The organism is Planococcus glaciei, from assembly GCF_900099655.1.
In the GTDB taxonomy this organism is placed as follows: domain Bacteria; phylum Bacillota; class Bacilli; order Bacillales_A; family Planococcaceae; genus Planococcus; species Planococcus glaciei.
The window spans coordinates 24,343-40,564 of the sequence record NZ_FNDC01000012.1 but is presented as its reverse complement, the minus strand read 5'-3'; the positions used below and the strand labels follow the sequence as shown (position 1 = coordinate 40,564).

Below are 16,222 nucleotides of genomic sequence, written 5' to 3'. Positions count from 1 at the left end.
GATGAACGCAACGGATCTTTAACACAAGCGAAGGAGGAACTCAAATGAAACCAAAAGTATTCATAGCAAGGCCGGTGCCGCCGGCAGTAGAAGCCTACATAGCCAAATATTGCTACTACAAAATCTGGAACAAACAAGAACGCATTCCGGACGCTGTTTTGCTGGAAGAAGCGAAAAGCGTGGATGGGCTGCTGGTCCAAAACCCGCCGATTACCCGTAAATTTCTTGCACAAGTGCCGCAGGTGAAAATCATCAGCAATACATCGGTCGGCTACGATTCATTTGACGTGGAAGCGATGAAGGAACTCAGTGTGATCGGTACACATACGCCATTTGTACTGGACGAAACGGTGGCTGATCTGGTCTTTGCGCTGATGCTGTCAGCTGCAAGAAGGGTGCCGGAAATGAATGAGTTTGTCAAACAGGGGAAGTGGACCAAAGACACAAAGCCGGAGGAATTGTTTGGGGTGGATGTACACCATGCCACGCTGGGGATTGTCGGAATGGGCCGCATTGGGGAGAAAATCGTCAGAAGAGCCGTTCATGGTTTTGAAATGAATGTCCTTTTCCACGCGACGACGCCAAAACCGGAGCTTGAAGAACAATACGGCATTCGCTACAGTTCGTTAGACGAGCTGCTGGAAAAATCCGACTTTGTCGTATTGATTGTCCCGTTGACCGAGTCGACTCGCCGTCTATTGGGGGAGGAACAGTTCCGCCGGATGAAACCCACAGCCTATTTAATCAATGCCGCAAGAGGAGCCGTGGTGGACGAACAGGCGTTAATCGGTGCACTGGAAGCAGGAGAAATTGCTGGTGCGGCACTCGATGTGTTTGTACAGGAGCCGGTCGACCCGGAAAATCCGTTGTTGAAGATGAAGCAGGTGACGGCGGTGCCGCATATCGGCTCTGCGACGGCCAAAACCCGCGAGGCGATGGTCATGAAAGCTGCTGAAAATTTGGTGGCCGGTGTAACAGGGGGCACTCCTGAAAATGTGATGAAAGAATTGAAAGAGCTGGTGGAGCAGAAGAGCGAATGATTGTAGGGTTCAATCAGCTTTTTCTTTGAGAAATGGATACAGTGATAAAGAAAGAAAAAACACCTTTTGTTGGTTTAAAGGAATTGCATTTCCTTTATTCAACGAAAGGTGTTTTGTTTTTTATGGAACCGCTGGATTTTTTCGGCATTGAGTTGCTCAGGCTACGCTCTTTCTGCTTCTGACGTCTCTGCCGCGTCTTCTGTGTCGCCTGTCCGTACTACCAAAACGTCGCAATGGCTGCTGCGGACGATGTGTTGGGATACACTTCCCATCAAATATCGTTCCACGGCATTCAAGCCTTGAGCCCCGCAGACAATCAGGTCCGCTTCCACCCGTTTTGCGTAATCCCGCGAGATGACTTTATACGGCGATCCGGCAGCAACAAACGCATTCACTTCTGGAATGCCTGCTTCCAGCGCATTTTTTTTATAACGATCGAGCAGTTCCTTCCCATGATCGAATACCCGGTCATCGACATCGGGTATCCGCTTCGTCATTGCGGAATAGGAACGGGTATCTACGACGTAGATTAAATTCAATACGGACTTGTTTCGAAGCGCAATTTCCACGGCTTTTTTGAATGCCCATGCAGCTTCATCGGATCCATCTACTGCTGCCAAAATTTGTTTGTACGCAAAATCCACTTTTATCTCCTCCAATAGTTAGTCTTCTTAATGAGTAAAATTCTCCAAAGCGGGAATGAAATCCTGCAGGCAAAAGAAAGAATTTTCAATTGTCAGTATAATTGAGAAAAATCCAACTTCCGTTCTGCTAAAAAAGATTGAAGTGTTTTTCTTCTATTCAAAGCAGCGGTCCAGGATTAGAAGGTTTAGAAGTGTCCAGAACGGTCATATGAGGAGTAAAAGAAAGGAGAGAGGAAGAATGGCAAAAAGAATTTTATGCATTGTTGCAAACCCGGACACTCGGGCCGATTCTTTCAGTTCGTCCGTTTCCAGAGCATTTTTGGATGAGCTGCGCGCAAGCCAGTCAGATTACGAAGTCAAGGAAGTGGATATATTTGAAACGGAGCTGCCGGCTTTGGATTTCAATTCAGAAAACAGAGTGGAGGAGGCGGAAGGAAAAACAAAGGATTTCGGTCTTTTGCTTGATCAAATAGCGGATGCAGAAGCTGTGGTTTTCATTACGCAAACAATCGGGTTCGGGATTCCAGGCCACTTAAAGTCATGGATTGAAGTATTGGTGGCAACAAGAAACACGCAGAAACTGGCAAATAAAAAAGGCTTCCATCTGCAGATAGAAGACGATACGCTTGTTCCGGTCTTCCAGTTGAAAGAACATGATTTCTTGCGGAATTTTTTAAAGGAATGTTCAATGGATATGTTGGAAACTTGCGCATTAAGGCATCTCCATCAGGAAAGGAGCGAACCCGACAACTTCCTGATGGAACTGATACAGGATGCAAGAGAAGCGGCCCGGGACTTTTCAGGGTTTCTTAAACGGTAAAAAGAACTTCATTTTGAAATAACCATCTGTTTTTAACGCGGAATATTAACATCTTTTTAGTCTAAGGCATAAAATCCTGTACGTCCTTCGCAAAGGGCTTACAGGATTTTAAATTTCACTGATTATCAGCTGTTTTATCTAAAGGTTCCAAAACCCAGGGAAGATCCACTTCAAACTCCAGCTGAAGAACCGGCGCTGGAAAATCTTCAGGAACAAACATCAACTCTGTGGAGAAACCGATGGTGAAATTGTCGAGGTTCAGCGTGTTGGATTCTTTCCAGGTAGAGGAAGTGGTCAGTTCGCCTTCTATAACAGTCCCCGTGAAATGGTAAAAACCCAAGTACGTATGAAGCCCTTCTTCGTTGGATGGGAATTCTGAGAGTTCTGCAGGCATCTTCGGGTCGATTCCAAGTGCTGCAAGCAAAGCAATGAACTTTGAACTCATCCTTCCAGTGGAAGCTGTGAAATTGCTGCAGTATGCACAATTGCAAACGTCTACACCTTTAGCATAGAATTCCTGAGTTTGATCGGAATCCAACCCCAATAACCAATTAGCGATTTTTAACTGAGATTTCATGTATAGCGTTCTCCTTCCCGCTTTTAAAAGAAGTGTCCGATAGGAAGTTAATTCTTCGGCGAAGGTGTTTTCTTCTCCATTACCTCTGCCAGCTGATGGGAATTCGGATCTTTTTCTTCGTGGAGTTTCGCTACGATGTTTTCGTAATCCTGCGCATTGCGGTTCTGGCTTAATTTGTTTGCCGCCTGGATCTCTTTAATCTTAATTTTGAATCCGACAATGCCTTTCACTTCTTTTTCCAATAGCTCAGAAGACAGCTTGTCCCATAAGACCGGGTTCTCCCGGTGCTCTTCGTATTTCAATAACAGATTCGTCAAGTCCTGTTTCAATTCTTCCTCACTTAATAGCTGTGCCGCTCCGTAAACATGGACCGACTGGTAGTTCCATGTTGGAACGTTTTCATGCTCGTACCAGGAAGAGGAAATGTACGCGTGCGGTCCTTGGAACATGACCAGAACCTCATCATTCGCCTCAAACGTGCGCCACTGTGGATTGCCGTATGCCATGTGTCCGGTTATAAAGGTATCTTCACCTTCTTTGGCCCACTGCAAAGGCAGGTGGGTAGCAATGGGCCTTCCTTTTCGAGTGGTGACCAGTGTCCCAAAGGAGTTTTGCTGGACAAATTCCCGAATTTCTTCAAAATCGCTGACTTTAAACTGTTTTGGAATAAACATGATGGACCGCCTTTCAGAAGCTGTTATTGGAGTGACTTTGTCATGATCAAGTCGATTTGTTCGTCGTCGCCCATAAAGAACGAATGGGCGCCAGTTTGCACAAAGCCTTTCTTTTGGTAAAACGCAATTGCGTTATCATTTTCTTCCCATACGCCAAGCCAAACTTTCGACTTGTTCAGCTCCAAAGCCATTTCCATCGACTTGTTCAGCAGCTGCTTTCCGAGCCCGTGTTTCTGAAAATCTTTTTTTACGTAAATCCGTTCAACTTCCAGCGAATCCTCGCCCATTTCTTCCGACTGGGCATTCCCGGTATTGATTTTCAAATAACCCGCGACTTGCTGGTCGTATAGAACAAAGTAAAAGTGGGAAGAGGGGTTGGCTATTTCACGTTCCAATTGCTCCAGGTTATAAGCCCGTTCCAAATAGGCATTCAAATGTTCCGGTGAATTTTGTTCCTGAAAAGTTTCCGTAAATGTTTCTTTGCTGACCGCCTGGAGTTCGACTACGTCATCCAGGGTGCACTTCTTAATCATCATCTGAACTTTCGCTCCTTTGCTTAATAATCCCGCTTGTTTCCTTTTTTTACAAAATCCCAATCCGTTTCGATGTTCTTCCGGATCCGCTGCAGCAATTCAAAAGCCATTTCTTCTTCCAGCTCAGAAAAACCGTCCAATGCCACTTTATTGGAGTGATCGTTTTCCCGTTTGATGAACGGGTAGACAGCGTTGCCTTTGTCTGTCGGGAACAGCTTTTTGATTTTTTTGTTGCCCGGATCGTCTTTCTTTTCAATAAACCCGTTTGCCTCCATCTTTTGAATCGCCCGTGTGGCGGTGGAGCGGTCGACTTTAATCAAGTCGATCAATTGTTCCTGGATAATTCCAGGGTTCTCGCAGATCCGCACCAAATACAAATACTGGCCTTTGGTCAAATCGAATTCCTTGAATTCGATGTTGCTGATGGAATCCAGGGCCCGGGCAATCATGCCGATTTCGCGCAGAATTTCTTTCATAAGGAGCTCCTTCAAAAAAAGTTTTTGTTGCATTTGCAATAAAATATCGTATATATTGAATGTACTGCAAATGGACCGCCAACGCAACAGGAAAATGAAATTCTTATTAAACCATTAGGGGTGAAGGATATGGAAACCAAACTTATGTCGAACGAACAAGACCTAAAGAAGGCCTTTGCGATTCGGGAACAAGTTTTTGTGAATGAACAAGAGGTGGCGATAGAAGATGAATTCGATGAATTTGACGTGATTGGAAGCCCATGCCGGCACATACTCGTATTTTACGACGGGCAAGCTGTAGGAACCGGGAGAATCCGGTTTCTGGAGCAAACAGGGAAACTGGAGCGAATTTGCATATTGGAACCGTACCGGAAACTGGGAATCGGCAAAATCATTATCGGGTCATTGGAGGAAATTGCCGAAAGCCAAAGCGCAGCCCAAGTGAAATTACACGGACAGACGCAGGCAGCAGGCTTCTATAAAAAACTGGGCTATGAGAGCCGCTCGGCTGTCTTTATGGAAGACGGAATCCCTCATATTGTTATGACGAAAGATCTGTCTCATGGAAAACGAATATGAAGAAGCCATACGCAAACTTTGCATTTTTCCTGCTGGGAATCATGGGACTGGCCCTTGGCATTTCCTTAACCATCTTATCTGACTTAGGGACGTCGCCATTTGACGCAGTTTTGGTGGGCTTGTCTATTAAGGTGGGGCTAACCGTTGGGAGTTGGGAAGTCTTGCTGGCTGTCCTCATGATCGGCTGCAATTCTTTACTGACCAGGCATCGGCCGGAAGTGATGGGACTGATCACAGCAGTCATTACAGGCGTTGGAATTGATTTATGGCTTTTTCTCTTAGGCAGCGTGGTCACACCTGAAATCTGGAGCGCCAAGGCCATTTGCTTTACTTTCGGCCTGGTTTTAATCGGAGCGGGGACCGCCACTTATCTCCTGACAAATTTCGCCCCCATTCCGATAGATCGGTTGACCTTAATCATTAAAGACTTAACGCGAACCGACCTCTTTGTTTCACGGACGCTGATCTATCTTGGCTTTTTGATTGTGGCTTTTCTCGTGGGAGGGCCGATTGGAATTGGAACGGTTTTAACGGTTTGTTTTGGAGGCCTGATCCTTAATTTCTTTATGAAGCCAATCGGAAAAGCCTTGAAAGCAACGCTCCATACAGAATCATAAAATAAAACTTCAAGCTCATCTTGTAAAAAATGGCATCTGCAGATATACTAATCAAAAATAAATAATTTAGCGATGATGAGAAGAGTAGATTGACTGCGTTTTTTCCAGAGAGCTTCGGCAGCTGAAAAGAAGCAAAAATGCGCAATCGAAAATGGCCTCGGAGCTTCGCGTTGAACCTTCCGTTTGGAACCAGTAGAATGCGACAAGAGTTGGCACTTGTTATCAAAGCCACAGTACAGGAGCAGAAGCTTTGTACTGACTGAGGCTGCTGGCGTGAGTTGGCAGCAAATTAAAGTGGAACCGCGAGTGAACCTCGCCTTTATTCGATTCGGATAAAGGCGGGGTTTTTTACTTTCTAAAAGAGGAGTGGAGAAGATGAGCGTATTTATTGGAGGCGCCTGGCCGTATGCCAACGGTTCGTTGCATTTGGGTCATATCGCGGCCTTGCTGCCGGGGGACATTTTGGCGAGGTATTACCGGTTAAAAGGTGAGCGGGTTTTGTATGTTTCAGGCAGTGACTGCAACGGGACGCCGATTTCCATCAGGGCCAATCAGGAAGGGAAAACAATCACAGAAATCGCCGATCACTACCATCAGGAATTTACGGAAAGTTTCTCGAGGCTCGGCTTCACCTACGATTTGTATACAAGGACGGACAGTGCTTTTCATCATGAAACGGTTCAACGGATCTTTTTGGACTTGATGGAAAACGACCATATCTATAAGAAAGAAACCGACCAGATGTACTGTGAAACTGATCAGCGTTTTTTGCCTGACCGGTATGTAGAAGGGATTTGTCCGGTATGTGCCCATCCGTCCCGCGGCGATCAATGCGACAATTGCTCAACCATTTTGGATCCGCTGGACTTACTGGAGCCGAAATGCAAGCTTTGCGGAAATGCGCCGACGGTGAAGAAAACGGAACAATTTTATTTTGCGTTAAGTGCTTTTCAAGGAGAACTTGAGACCTATGTTAAAGAAGCAAAGGACAGGGGTGCTTGGCGCGAAAACGCCATTCATTTGTCTGAACGCTACTTAAAAGAAGGGCTGTTGGACCGGGCAGTGTCCAGGGATTTGCCAAACGGCGTCCCTTTGCCGGTAGAGGGCTATAAAGATAAAAAGGTGTATGTCTGGATCGAAGCCGTTTCGGGCTATTATTCCGCAAGCCGGCAATGGGCTGCTGAAAATCACGAGAGCGATGAAGAATTCTGGCAAGGAGATGCAAAGGCTTATTATGTCCACGGCAAAGACAATATCCCATTCCATACGATCATTTGGCCGGCAATACTAAAAGGCATTGGCGTCCAGGGCTTGCCGACTCATATCGTCTCCAACGAATACTTGACGCTTGAAAAACGGAAGCTGTCGACAAGCAAAAATTGGGCTGTGTGGGCACCGGATATTTTGGATAGATACAACCCGGATTCCATCCGCTATTTTCTGGCCATCAACGCGCCTGAAAACCGCGACACGGATTTTTCCTGGCGTGAATTCATTTACAGCCACAACGGCGAACTGCTTGGAGCCTATGGAAATTTCATCAATCGAACTTTGAAATTTATCGAGAAAAGCTACGAAGGAACCATACCAAAAGCAGAAGTGGATTCCAGCATAAAAAGAACAATTGAAGGGCTTTATGAAAGCGTCGGCCGAAAAATCGAGGAAGGCCATTTCAAAGAAGGCATTGAAGAAGTGTTCGCGTTCGTCCGCTTTGCCAATAAATACTTTGACGAAAAAGAACCGTGGAAAGAAATCAAAGAAAACCGGGCTTCGTGTGATCAAACGATTGCCACGTGCATGCTGATCATTGCGAACCTCAGCCAGCTCTTAAACCCGTTTTTGCCGTTCTCGACGGAAAAGGTACAAGGCATGCTGGCAATGGAAGTGTTGAGATGGGGCTATGTAGATTGTGAAACTGTGCAGGTATCGAATATCAAGCCGCTGTTCGAACGCTATGACATAAAGCGGATTGAAGAAGAGGTTGAAAAGCTAAATAGTGAAGCGAAGTGAAATTGAAGCCGTGTAAAATAATCTGAATAGAAGAGTTTTAAAAAAGCAGAGATTATTATGGCATGATTTTTTACAAGATTAATAATTTTAATTAAACTGCTCAGAAAATATTTAAGCGAGTATAATAGGAAAAAAGAGCCTGTAGATTGTCTTATGTTATTAAGATAGGGGTGAGGGCAAATGAAAATAGTGATTATCATTCTAGGAATAATTGTGCTCGCATTTTCTGCCTATGGATTGCTTACAGGAAATACCGCAGGGATTTTGCCTTTTATGTTGTTGGCTGTAGGACTGTTGTTTATAGCGGCTGGAATTTCTGAATTCCGAAAACGAAAAGTAGATGGTTTAATCAATTTTGTCCTTGCTGCTTTTATTTTAGTAGCTGCTGTTTATGCGTTTCAATAAAACGGAACATGAAGTTGTAGGATTAAACAAGATTAAAAGGATAGCGCCTGCTATCCTTTTTTTGCGGCCTTTAACCGGTTTATTTAAAATTGATTGATCTCTTCCATGATCGATTTCAACGTTTCAATCGACTTAAAAGGATCGCCTTTGTATTCCATGCTGTGATCCACATTGGGGAAAAGTCGCGAAATCAGATTTGAATTCTCCGTCAATAATTTGTACCTTTCCTCTGAATAGCAATAATCGTTGTCGCCAATGAAAGACAAGCCTTTGTTGGGGTTCTGGACCATTTTATCCAATACATCATCACGGTGGATTAATGGCGTCAGCCAAACCACTTTAGCATCTTTAAAAGCGTCTCTTTCCAGTTCGGTGCACAATGCAATCGTTCCAAGTGATTTGCCGACTAAATAAAATTCTTTATAAGCCCCATCCTTCAACACTTCATCAATAACGGTCTTCACATCCAGTTTAATTGCTGTACTCAGTTCATCCATATCAAAGCTGTCATAATCCGTGTCGTTGTATCGGTAGTTCACATTCAAGACATCAAATCCTTTTTTTAACAGGATTTCTTCTGAGTAGTGGAACAAGGGCCTTTGTGTCGTATATCCAGCGCCGGGCAGGAATATGGCCAGTTTATTTGATTGTTCTTCATGCGTGATAAGTGAATAAGGAATATCTAAATCCTTGTAGCCTTTGATTGTTTCTTTTTGCATGTTCATTAAATGTACCTCCTTTTTCAATAAGATATTAAATTAAGAAGAGACTCCATAAAGCTTTGGAGATCAGCGGTCCAGATGTTCAAATAATACATTTTGTCAAAGTAAATCATGATGCCTAAAAGGACAATGATGGCGCCGCCAAATCTCATCAGTCCAGCTGAATATTTCAAGATGAATTTCGTCTTGCCGATAAAGAACGCCATGATGATAAACGGCACACAGAAGCCAAGCGAATAGGTGGTTACCACTGCAATCGTATGAGCAGGATTGACTAAGCTTCCATATGTGATAATCGCACCAAATATCGGTCCGATGCAAGGCGTCCATCCGGCCGAAAAGATGAAGCCGACCACAAACGAATTCAAGTAAGTGGCGGATTTCTTTTGGTAATTGAGGCGTTTTTCACGGAACATAAATTCAGGTTTGATAATGCCCATTAAGAACAAGCCCATGAAAACCAGGAAAATGCCGCCAAGCATTTGGATCAGGGTCTGGTTCGTCCGGAATAAGCCGCCAATTGTGCTTAACGAAAAACCAAATATGTAGTAGATGACAGAAAAGCCTAATGAGAAGAAAATCGAGTGCATTAAGATTTTCTTTCTGAAAGAAGCCTGCTTGTTTTCCTTTAGCTCGTTTACAGAGACACCGGTGATATACGAAATAAAAGAAGGGTATAAAGGCAGACAACACGGAGAGACAAATGCCAAAAATCCCCCGGCTAACGCAATGAATATTGTAATGTTTTCCAAGTTCAACACCTCAACAATATTCTAGCACAATAAGATAACTTTTATTTCCATAGTTCCCATTAAATATTACAATTAAGAGGACATCCATTTTGATTGAAAAAATAGAGATCTGCCATTATTTCTGAACGAGGAGGAGTAAAATGATTTCCAAAGAACAACCGGCTTATTTGTCTACTGGAGAATTATCCAAGCTATTGAACGTTTCCGTTCGGACCATCCGCTATTACGATCAAATTGGTTTAGTGGAACCTTCTAAAAAAGAGGCAGGTGGAAAACGGTTCTATTCCAAAGAAGATATCCTGAATCTGCAAAAAATCCTGTTGCTTAAATCGTTGAACCTGTCCCTGGAAGACAGCCGGCGTATCCTTGCAGAGCAGTCGATGGCGGCGGTGTTGCTGGCACATAAGACAATTCTAAAAGAAGAAATCGAAAGGCTCCATGCCTCGTTGAAGCACACACAGTCGCTGTTAAATATTCTGGACTTGCAGGACAGCCTGCACTGGGAGGATTTGATTGCTCTGGTCGCGGGTGCTGATAAGGAAAAAGAATGGCGCCGCTATTTTTCCAAGGAGCAGCAGACCACTTTGAAAAGCCAGTTGCCGAAACTGGAAAGTGATGATTCTACGACGAAAAAGTGGATCAATTTGATCAAGCGGATAGAACTGTGCCTGGAAAAAGGGATTACCCCTCAATCACGGGAAGGGCAGCTAATTTCAGAAGACGCAGATCTCCTGTCTGCGGAAACTTTCGGCAACAATCCGGAACTCACAGAAGCGTTTTGGGAAGTCCGAAAATCAGCCCAAGCTTCAGAGGAACTTGGACTGTATCCGATAGACCCCGGAGTCATTGATTTTTTGGAAAGCGCCAGTAAAAAGGAAACTCTCTAAAATAGAATCAGCCGATTATTCAGCCTAAAAGCAAGTTAAGCGATGGCCGTTAAGATTACCGCGATTCCATTGAAAACTCCATGGATGATGATGCTGGGAATGACAGATCCCGTTTTTTGGTAGACCCACGCAAAAATAAGGCCAGATACAAAATTGACGGGCAAGGTGTTATAGGTCGGGATGTGGACAATCGTAAAAATAACTGAGCTGAACAGCATGCCCGACAAAATGCCGTAACGGCTTTGAAAGAACCGGTAAAGAAAGCCGCGGTAAAAAATTTCTTCATATACCGGCGAAATGACGGCTGCGGAAACAAAGGCGATAATGAAATTGAAAACGTTCATGTCCGTTTGAAGGCTTTCGGTCTTGCTGTTATCGGAACCAATTCCCATAAAAGACATGATCATCACCAATCCGACACTGACCAGGATTAAGATAAATGTCCATACGGCAATGAGCTTCCAATGGCCAGGCGAAAAGGGCCGGACTCCGACTGCTGCCCATGACTGGTTTTTGGGTTTTAATACGAAAAAGAAGAGTGCCGCCATAAAAATAAAGGACATGATCAAGCCAATGGATGTGCCGGCATAAAGCTCGTTTTGGAAAAGTTCCAGCAATGTGTTATATAAGCTGTGTTCAATAAAAAAGGGGACGAAAACCAATGCCAGGAACAGCAAACTGAATAGGTCCCGCCAGTGCCAATTAGTATTTCTTTCAAATGTTTCCGTTGTCAATTTAATCCCTCCAACTTTTTTTGGTATCTCCAGCATAGATGGTGACGTAAGGTCACCTGCAAGTGTTTTATCTTAATAAAAAAGGCAAAAGGGCCATTTCATATTAAGTTGACTTTGGGTAAATTAGATGGTAAATTGATTTTAATTAAAGACTATAAGGCTCTTTAATATCTTTTTTAAAATAGCAGCAAATGATTTGGTGAATTAATAACGCCGTTTTTACAAAACGGCATAGAGGAGGAAATGAATGATGGCCCATCATCGCAATCACACCCATGGACAGCACCAGCACAAAGGGAAAGTATCTTACTTAGATAGCCCGAAAAGAAGAGAGGAAATGCCGCCGGAAAAACTATTGAACTTAATTCCCATAAAACAGAATGCTACAATATTGGATTTCGGGGCAGGGACCGGTTATTTTTCCATTCCAGCAGCTAAACTAGTGGACGGACCAGTATATGCGTTAGATCTGGATAACAGCATGCTCGAAATGATCCGCTCCAAAGCTCAGCAGGAAAACATTACAAATATTGTGCCAATCCAAGGCCATTCAGATAAAATCCCATTGCCTGACTCATCCATCGATGTCGTCATCGCTTCATTGGTTCTGCATGAAATCCAGCCCTTAGCGCCGACTTTAACGCAATTGAAGAATGTACTGAAAGAAGACGGCTATTTAATTTGTGTGGAACTGGAACCTAAAGCCGGACCGGGCCAACACGTGCCCAGAATTACGTTGGCCGGCATGGAACAGGCAATTACGGAGGCAGGACTTCGGATTACGGAAAAACACTTTCCAGCTGAATCTTTGTATGTCCTGATTGCCCAAAAACCATAAAATTTTTTACTCAAATAAAGGACTTAATGTGTCTGCAAAGGTTTTGATTAAAAGGGCATGCGGCAAAACACGTACCGGGGCATGAAGAGATTAGAATCTGCAGATAAGTTGACGTGCAACAATTTGGTTGCGTATAATAAAGATATGAAAAATGACGACGCAGTATTCAAAGCTCTTAATGATTCGACGCGGCGGCTGATCCTGGACGAAATGGCGGAGCGCCATGAACTGACTTTGTATGAATTGTCGATCCGCCTTATTTCAAAACACAAGCTCGATATGTCGCGGCAAGCCATTGCCAAGCACCTTGCTTTATTGGATGAAGCGGGCCTAGTGAAATCGGAAAGAAAGGGGAAGTACCGGGTTCTCCGGTATAATAGTGAACCGTTGAAGAATTTGCTGAACAGATGGATCGATTGACCCGCAAACGTACGGCATGTCTCACAAAGTTGTAGCGGAGAAGTTAACAAGGAGGATAAGACAATGAACATCATCGTTACCAGTTTGTTTGTAGAAGACCAGGACAAGGCATTGAAATTTTATACGGAAACGCTCGGCTTTGAAAAAAAGCACGACATCCCCATGGGGAAATTCAGATGGATTGCATTGGTGTCTCCTGAAAATCCGGAAGGCACGGAACTGTTGCTTGAACCGAACGATCACCCGGCATCCCGAGAATACCAGCAGAAGATCTTTGCTGAAGGCATCCCGGCCACCATGTTTGGCGTTTCGGATATTCACGCTGAATACAAACGCTTATTGGATTTAGGGGTTCAATTTTCAATCGAGCCGACTGAAATGGACACGGTCACAATCGCAGTGTTCGACGATACATGCGGAAATTTCATTCAGATTGCGCAGCCGAAATAAAAAAGTTAAAGAGCAAAGCAAAAAAGGGTTTCTTCGGAGATCCTTTTTTTATGAGAAAAAGGTGCTCCAAAGGAAGTGTGGGCATCAAGTAAAAAAATTTAAATGTCGAAATGAAAATTCGCTTCTCTGCGTATTGCAGTTACTTAAAATTGCTATGCATAAGCAACAGGTATACTCTGAAGGTGATAAATTGAATTTTCTGTAATTTTTAATCTGCTATCAGTCCCTTGCAAGCGTGTAACGAAGGGAGAGTTTCATCATGAAAGCAAGTGTCCATCAAAAATACGGACCGCCAGATGTAATGGAATTAAGAGAAGTGGATAAACCGTTGCCTAAAGATGACGAAGTACTTGTAAAAGTGCATGCTACAACAGCGACTTCCGGAGACTGCAAAGTACGGAGGGCGGATCCGTTTGCCGTCAGGTTGTTTTATGGCATGAAAAAACCGAAAGTCGGGATTTTAGGATCTGAATTATCCGGAGAAGTAGAAGCGATTGGGAAAAACGTCAAGCAATTCAAGGTCGGGGATTTCGTGTTTTGTGGGACCGGGGGTAATCTCGGTGCTAATGCCGAGTATGTCTGCCTGCAAGAGAAAAGTGCCATCAGTCTCAAACCTTTCAATATGACGTTTGAAGAAGCGGCTTCTGTTCCATTTGGAGCGACTACTTCTTTATTCTTTTTAAGAGATAAAGGCCATATTAAACCGGGCCAAAAGGTTCTGATATACGGCGCTTCCGGTGCACTGGGCACATATGCGGTCCAGCTCGCCAAATCGTTTGGCACGGAAGTGACCGCGGTCTGTGGTCCGAAAAATTTAGAGCTCGTAAAATCGCTGGGAGCCGATTTTGTGGTCGATTATACGAAAGAGGACTTTACAAAAAACGAAAAAACGTACGATTTGATCTTTGACACGGTCGGAAAAACCTCGTTTGCAAAATGTAAGAATTCGTTAAAGGAAAACGGCATCTTCTTAGCGGCTGTTGCAGGAGTGCCGCAATTTGCCCGGATGATAGTTACTTCAGCTGGCCGCCACAAAAAGCTGAAAGGCGGAGTAGCATCGATGAAAAAAGCAGATCTGCTTTTTTTGAAAGAATTGATTGAAGAAGGGAAGATCAGATCGGTTATCGATAGAAGGTATCCACTGGACCAAGTGGCGGCTGCGCATAAATATATTGAAACGGGCCACAAACATGGAAACGTGGTTATCACGATGATCCCGCAATTTTAAATTCTGAAGGAATTTACAGGTTAAAAACAGAGCATGCCTTTCCGGCGGATTTACTATAAAAAATGACCCAAGCAAAAGCGGCAAGAGTAGCCTTGCGCTTATGTTCAGGTCTTTTTTTATGGAAGAGACTAGCAGTTCACTGTAGTTCTGGCTGTTGATAGAGTTTTGAAACGCTGAAAACTTAAATGGATTTGACTCTTTTTCTTCTTTTCACAATCATTAAGACAGTGATTGCCGCAATTGGCACCAACAGAAGGTTGGCGTACTGGCTGAAAATCTCTCCAGCTTGGGTCCACTGAGGCCCAAGTTTGAATCCTAAATAGACATAAACGGTTGTGATCGGAAGCATCGCGATGTATGTAAAAAAGATGAATTTCCAGACGTTCATTTTTGCCATGCCGCATGGAATGGAGACCGCTGTACGGACGCCCGGCAAAAAGCGGCCGAAGAAAGCGACACCGCCGCCGTATTTTTCGAAAAAGCGGTCAGACTTATTGATATGTTCTTCGGTGACCAAGAAGTATTTGCCGTATTTCAGCACCATCGGCCGTCCGCCGTATCGGCCAAGTGCATACAGCGTTAATGGGCCAAGCACGCCGCCGATCGAGCCAGCCAAAATTGCGCCGTATAAAATCAAATCGCCTTCATAGACCCAATAGCCTGCTAAAGGCAGAACCAGCTCCGCCGGCATAAATTCAAATGTCAAAGCAAGCATGATCCCGAAGTAGGAGAGCCCCTTAAACACTTCCATTAATTGCAGAATGATCGTTTCCAAATCTTATAGCCTCCTTACTCTCTGCTGTTCTTACGAGAAAATGATTCCCGATAAATTCTCTGTTTCAAAGTACGAAGTATACCACGAATAAGGAGGACGGAAAAGTAGCTGCATAAAAAAACTACATGAGCTAATCTAAAAGCAGACATGGAATACGTGAGTTGTAGAGACAGTTGAAGAATCCTGTAAACGCAAAAAGGAGAAGAGGCATAAAGCAGCATCTTCTCAATACCTATAGGATGTTTAAAAATGAAAATTGGGTCTTCCCGTTTTTCTTCATAGACGAAGAATCAGTGTTTACCCTGAAAATTGGTGCTCCCAGCATTTTGCAAGGAAATCTTTCGTTTCGGGAGTAGCACTCATCGCCAAAGGTTCATGGAGACGCTGGACATGTTCGACCATAATATGGCCAATGCCCTCATTCCGGAAATCAGGATGAACGCTGGCATGATGAACGTTGAATGTATGTTCATTTAATTCAATGCCAATGGCACCGACAAAATTTTCATCCACTTTCCAAAAGTACAGGTGCCAATTCGGATCTTCTTCATATAAATGGATGGTGTGATGGAGGACATTTAATTTTTGCTCGTTGGACATGAAAGATAACAAATCCATGGCAACTTTCTCATGAGAATTCTCGAACTTGATAAGTACCATTAAAAATCCCTCCTTAGTGATAAAAAACGCAGAAACGCCGAAAAGAATGGTTCATTCTTTTCGGCGTTATTTCCAGCGCTATTGTCTGGTATACTCGTCCTGATTTTAAATTTTAAGTCTTCATAAAAATGATACGGAAATTTTCATGACATTTTTAAAAGATTGATATTATATTTTTTAGATATATTTATGATACTAAGTCGGATATAAAAAGTCAATGAAAGTAAAATATAAGGAATGCATAATAAATGCTCCATTATCTAACGTGCCGAATAATCGAGCATTCGGAGAAAGAAACTTAAATTCGATTAATTTGTTAAAGCTGGCATTTACGATATTTTCGATGCTTTTAAATGACTTAGAAACATCCGATTTATCTGC

General features: G+C 43.6%; 21 protein-coding genes and 1 other annotated feature. Of the genes, 11 read left to right on the top strand and 10 right to left on the bottom strand.

What is annotated here, in order from left to right; translation table 11 throughout:
• Window positions 1–44 precede the first annotated feature (44 nt).
• Complete coding sequence (locus BLQ32_RS14205) at window positions 45–1,040, top strand: 2-hydroxyacid dehydrogenase (RefSeq protein ID WP_074510839.1); 996 nt, start codon at window positions 45–47, stop codon at window positions 1,038–1,040.
• 161 nt (window positions 1,041–1,201) lie between these two features.
• On the opposite strand, the gene BLQ32_RS14200 is transcribed toward BLQ32_RS14205, so the two are convergent.
• Window positions 1,202–1,684 carry a universal stress protein gene (locus tag BLQ32_RS14200; RefSeq protein ID WP_074510838.1) on the bottom strand — a complete coding sequence of 161 codons (483 nt, stop codon included), beginning with the start codon at window positions 1,682–1,684 and terminating at the stop codon, window positions 1,202–1,204.
• Window positions 1,685–1,922: 238 nt separating this feature from the next.
• Between BLQ32_RS14200 and BLQ32_RS14195 the strand changes: the two genes are divergently transcribed.
• Window positions 1,923–2,504, top strand: a complete 582-nt coding sequence (locus tag BLQ32_RS14195; RefSeq protein ID WP_036803407.1) for an NAD(P)H-dependent oxidoreductase — start codon at window positions 1,923–1,925, stop codon at window positions 2,502–2,504.
• A gap of 115 nt (window positions 2,505–2,619) precedes the next feature.
• On the opposite strand, the gene BLQ32_RS14190 is transcribed toward BLQ32_RS14195, so the two are convergent.
• Genes BLQ32_RS14190 through BLQ32_RS14175 form a run of 4 tightly spaced genes read right to left on the bottom strand, consistent with a single transcriptional unit; the run spans window position 2,620 to window position 4,764 of the window.
• Window positions 2,620–3,081, bottom strand: coding sequence for a hypothetical protein (locus tag BLQ32_RS14190; RefSeq protein WP_074510837.1), 462 nt, complete (start codon window positions 3,079–3,081; stop codon window positions 2,620–2,622).
• Window positions 3,082–3,128: 47 nt separating this feature from the next.
• Window positions 3,129–3,755, bottom strand: a complete 627-nt coding sequence (locus BLQ32_RS14185) for an FMN-binding negative transcriptional regulator (protein WP_074510836.1) — start codon at window positions 3,753–3,755, stop codon at window positions 3,129–3,131.
• A 23-nt stretch (window positions 3,756–3,778) separates the two neighbouring features.
• Window positions 3,779–4,291: a spermidine/spermine N(1)-acetyltransferase gene (gene paiA / locus BLQ32_RS14180; protein ID WP_074510835.1), complete on the bottom strand. Its 513-nt coding sequence runs from the start codon at window positions 4,289–4,291 to the stop codon at window positions 3,779–3,781.
• A 20-nt stretch (window positions 4,292–4,311) separates the two neighbouring features.
• The gene (locus BLQ32_RS14175) at window positions 4,312–4,764 is read right to left on the bottom strand and encodes a MarR family winged helix-turn-helix transcriptional regulator (RefSeq protein ID WP_074510834.1); all 453 of its coding nucleotides are present in this window, start codon (window positions 4,762–4,764) and stop codon (window positions 4,312–4,314) included.
• Window positions 4,765–4,893: 129 nt separating this feature from the next.
• Here BLQ32_RS14175 and BLQ32_RS14170 point away from each other — a divergent pair, with 129 nt between their 5' ends.
• From BLQ32_RS14170 to BLQ32_RS14155, 4 genes are all read left to right on the top strand, one after another.
• The gene (locus BLQ32_RS14170) at window positions 4,894–5,343 is read left to right on the top strand and encodes a GNAT family N-acetyltransferase (protein WP_074510833.1); all 450 of its coding nucleotides are present in this window, start codon (window positions 4,894–4,896) and stop codon (window positions 5,341–5,343) included.
• Complete coding sequence (locus tag BLQ32_RS14165; RefSeq protein ID WP_074510832.1) at window positions 5,340–5,960, top strand: YczE/YyaS/YitT family protein; 621 nt, start codon at window positions 5,340–5,342, stop codon at window positions 5,958–5,960. The genes BLQ32_RS14170 and BLQ32_RS14165 overlap by 4 nt, the downstream gene beginning before the upstream one ends.
• Window positions 5,961–6,023: 63 nt before the next feature.
• Window positions 6,024–6,284, top strand: a binding site (T-box leader).
• 51 nt (window positions 6,285–6,335) lie between these two features.
• A complete protein-coding gene (gene metG, locus BLQ32_RS14160) occupies window positions 6,336–7,970 on the top strand; it encodes a methionine--tRNA ligase (RefSeq protein ID WP_074510831.1) in 1,635 nt (544 codons plus the stop codon).
• Window positions 7,971–8,150: 180 nt separating this feature from the next.
• Window positions 8,151–8,375 carry a DUF3953 domain-containing protein gene (locus tag BLQ32_RS14155; protein WP_074510830.1) on the top strand — a complete coding sequence of 75 codons (225 nt, stop codon included), beginning with the start codon at window positions 8,151–8,153 and terminating at the stop codon, window positions 8,373–8,375.
• Between the two features lie 83 nt (window positions 8,376–8,458).
• Here BLQ32_RS14155 and BLQ32_RS14150 read toward each other — a convergent pair whose 3' ends face one another.
• A complete protein-coding gene (locus tag BLQ32_RS14150) occupies window positions 8,459–9,100 on the bottom strand; it encodes an alpha/beta fold hydrolase (RefSeq protein ID WP_083335346.1) in 642 nt (213 codons plus the stop codon).
• Between the two features lie 17 nt (window positions 9,101–9,117).
• On the bottom strand, window positions 9,118–9,849 hold the full coding sequence (locus tag BLQ32_RS14145; protein WP_074510829.1) for a cytochrome c biogenesis CcdA family protein: 732 nt from the start codon (window positions 9,847–9,849) through the stop codon (window positions 9,118–9,120).
• Window positions 9,850–9,989: 140 nt separating this feature from the next.
• Between BLQ32_RS14145 and BLQ32_RS14140 the strand changes: the two genes are divergently transcribed.
• The gene (locus BLQ32_RS14140; RefSeq protein ID WP_074510828.1) at window positions 9,990–10,736 is read left to right on the top strand and encodes a MerR family transcriptional regulator; all 747 of its coding nucleotides are present in this window, start codon (window positions 9,990–9,992) and stop codon (window positions 10,734–10,736) included.
• A gap of 35 nt (window positions 10,737–10,771) precedes the next feature.
• Here the strand turns inward: BLQ32_RS14140 and BLQ32_RS14135 are convergent, their stop codons facing one another.
• Entirely contained in the window at window positions 10,772–11,470 is a 699-nt protein-coding gene (locus BLQ32_RS14135; RefSeq protein ID WP_074510827.1) for a CPBP family intramembrane glutamic endopeptidase, read from the bottom strand.
• Window positions 11,471–11,717: 247 nt separating this feature from the next.
• On the opposite strand from BLQ32_RS14135, the gene BLQ32_RS14130 reads away from it, so the two are divergent.
• The 4 genes from BLQ32_RS14130 (at window position 11,718) to BLQ32_RS14115 (ending at window position 14,406) form a co-directional block, all read left to right on the top strand.
• Window positions 11,718–12,308: a class I SAM-dependent methyltransferase gene (locus BLQ32_RS14130; RefSeq protein ID WP_139150556.1), complete on the top strand. Its 591-nt coding sequence runs from the start codon at window positions 11,718–11,720 to the stop codon at window positions 12,306–12,308.
• 144 nt (window positions 12,309–12,452) lie between these two features.
• Window positions 12,453–12,728: an ArsR/SmtB family transcription factor gene (locus BLQ32_RS14125; RefSeq protein WP_074510932.1), complete on the top strand. Its 276-nt coding sequence runs from the start codon at window positions 12,453–12,455 to the stop codon at window positions 12,726–12,728.
• Between the two features lie 63 nt (window positions 12,729–12,791).
• A complete protein-coding gene (locus tag BLQ32_RS14120) occupies window positions 12,792–13,178 on the top strand; it encodes a VOC family protein (RefSeq protein WP_074510826.1) in 387 nt (128 codons plus the stop codon).
• A 259-nt stretch (window positions 13,179–13,437) separates the two neighbouring features.
• The gene (locus BLQ32_RS14115) at window positions 13,438–14,406 is read left to right on the top strand and encodes an NAD(P)-dependent alcohol dehydrogenase (protein ID WP_074510825.1); all 969 of its coding nucleotides are present in this window, start codon (window positions 13,438–13,440) and stop codon (window positions 14,404–14,406) included.
• 181 nt (window positions 14,407–14,587) lie between these two features.
• Here BLQ32_RS14115 and BLQ32_RS14110 read toward each other — a convergent pair whose 3' ends face one another.
• Window positions 14,588–15,181, bottom strand: coding sequence for a DedA family protein (locus BLQ32_RS14110; protein ID WP_175557123.1), 594 nt, complete (start codon window positions 15,179–15,181; stop codon window positions 14,588–14,590).
• Between the two features lie 297 nt (window positions 15,182–15,478).
• Window positions 15,479–15,841, bottom strand: coding sequence for a GNAT family N-acetyltransferase (locus BLQ32_RS14105; RefSeq protein WP_074510824.1), 363 nt, complete (start codon window positions 15,839–15,841; stop codon window positions 15,479–15,481).
• Window positions 15,842–16,222: the final 381 nt, after the last annotated feature.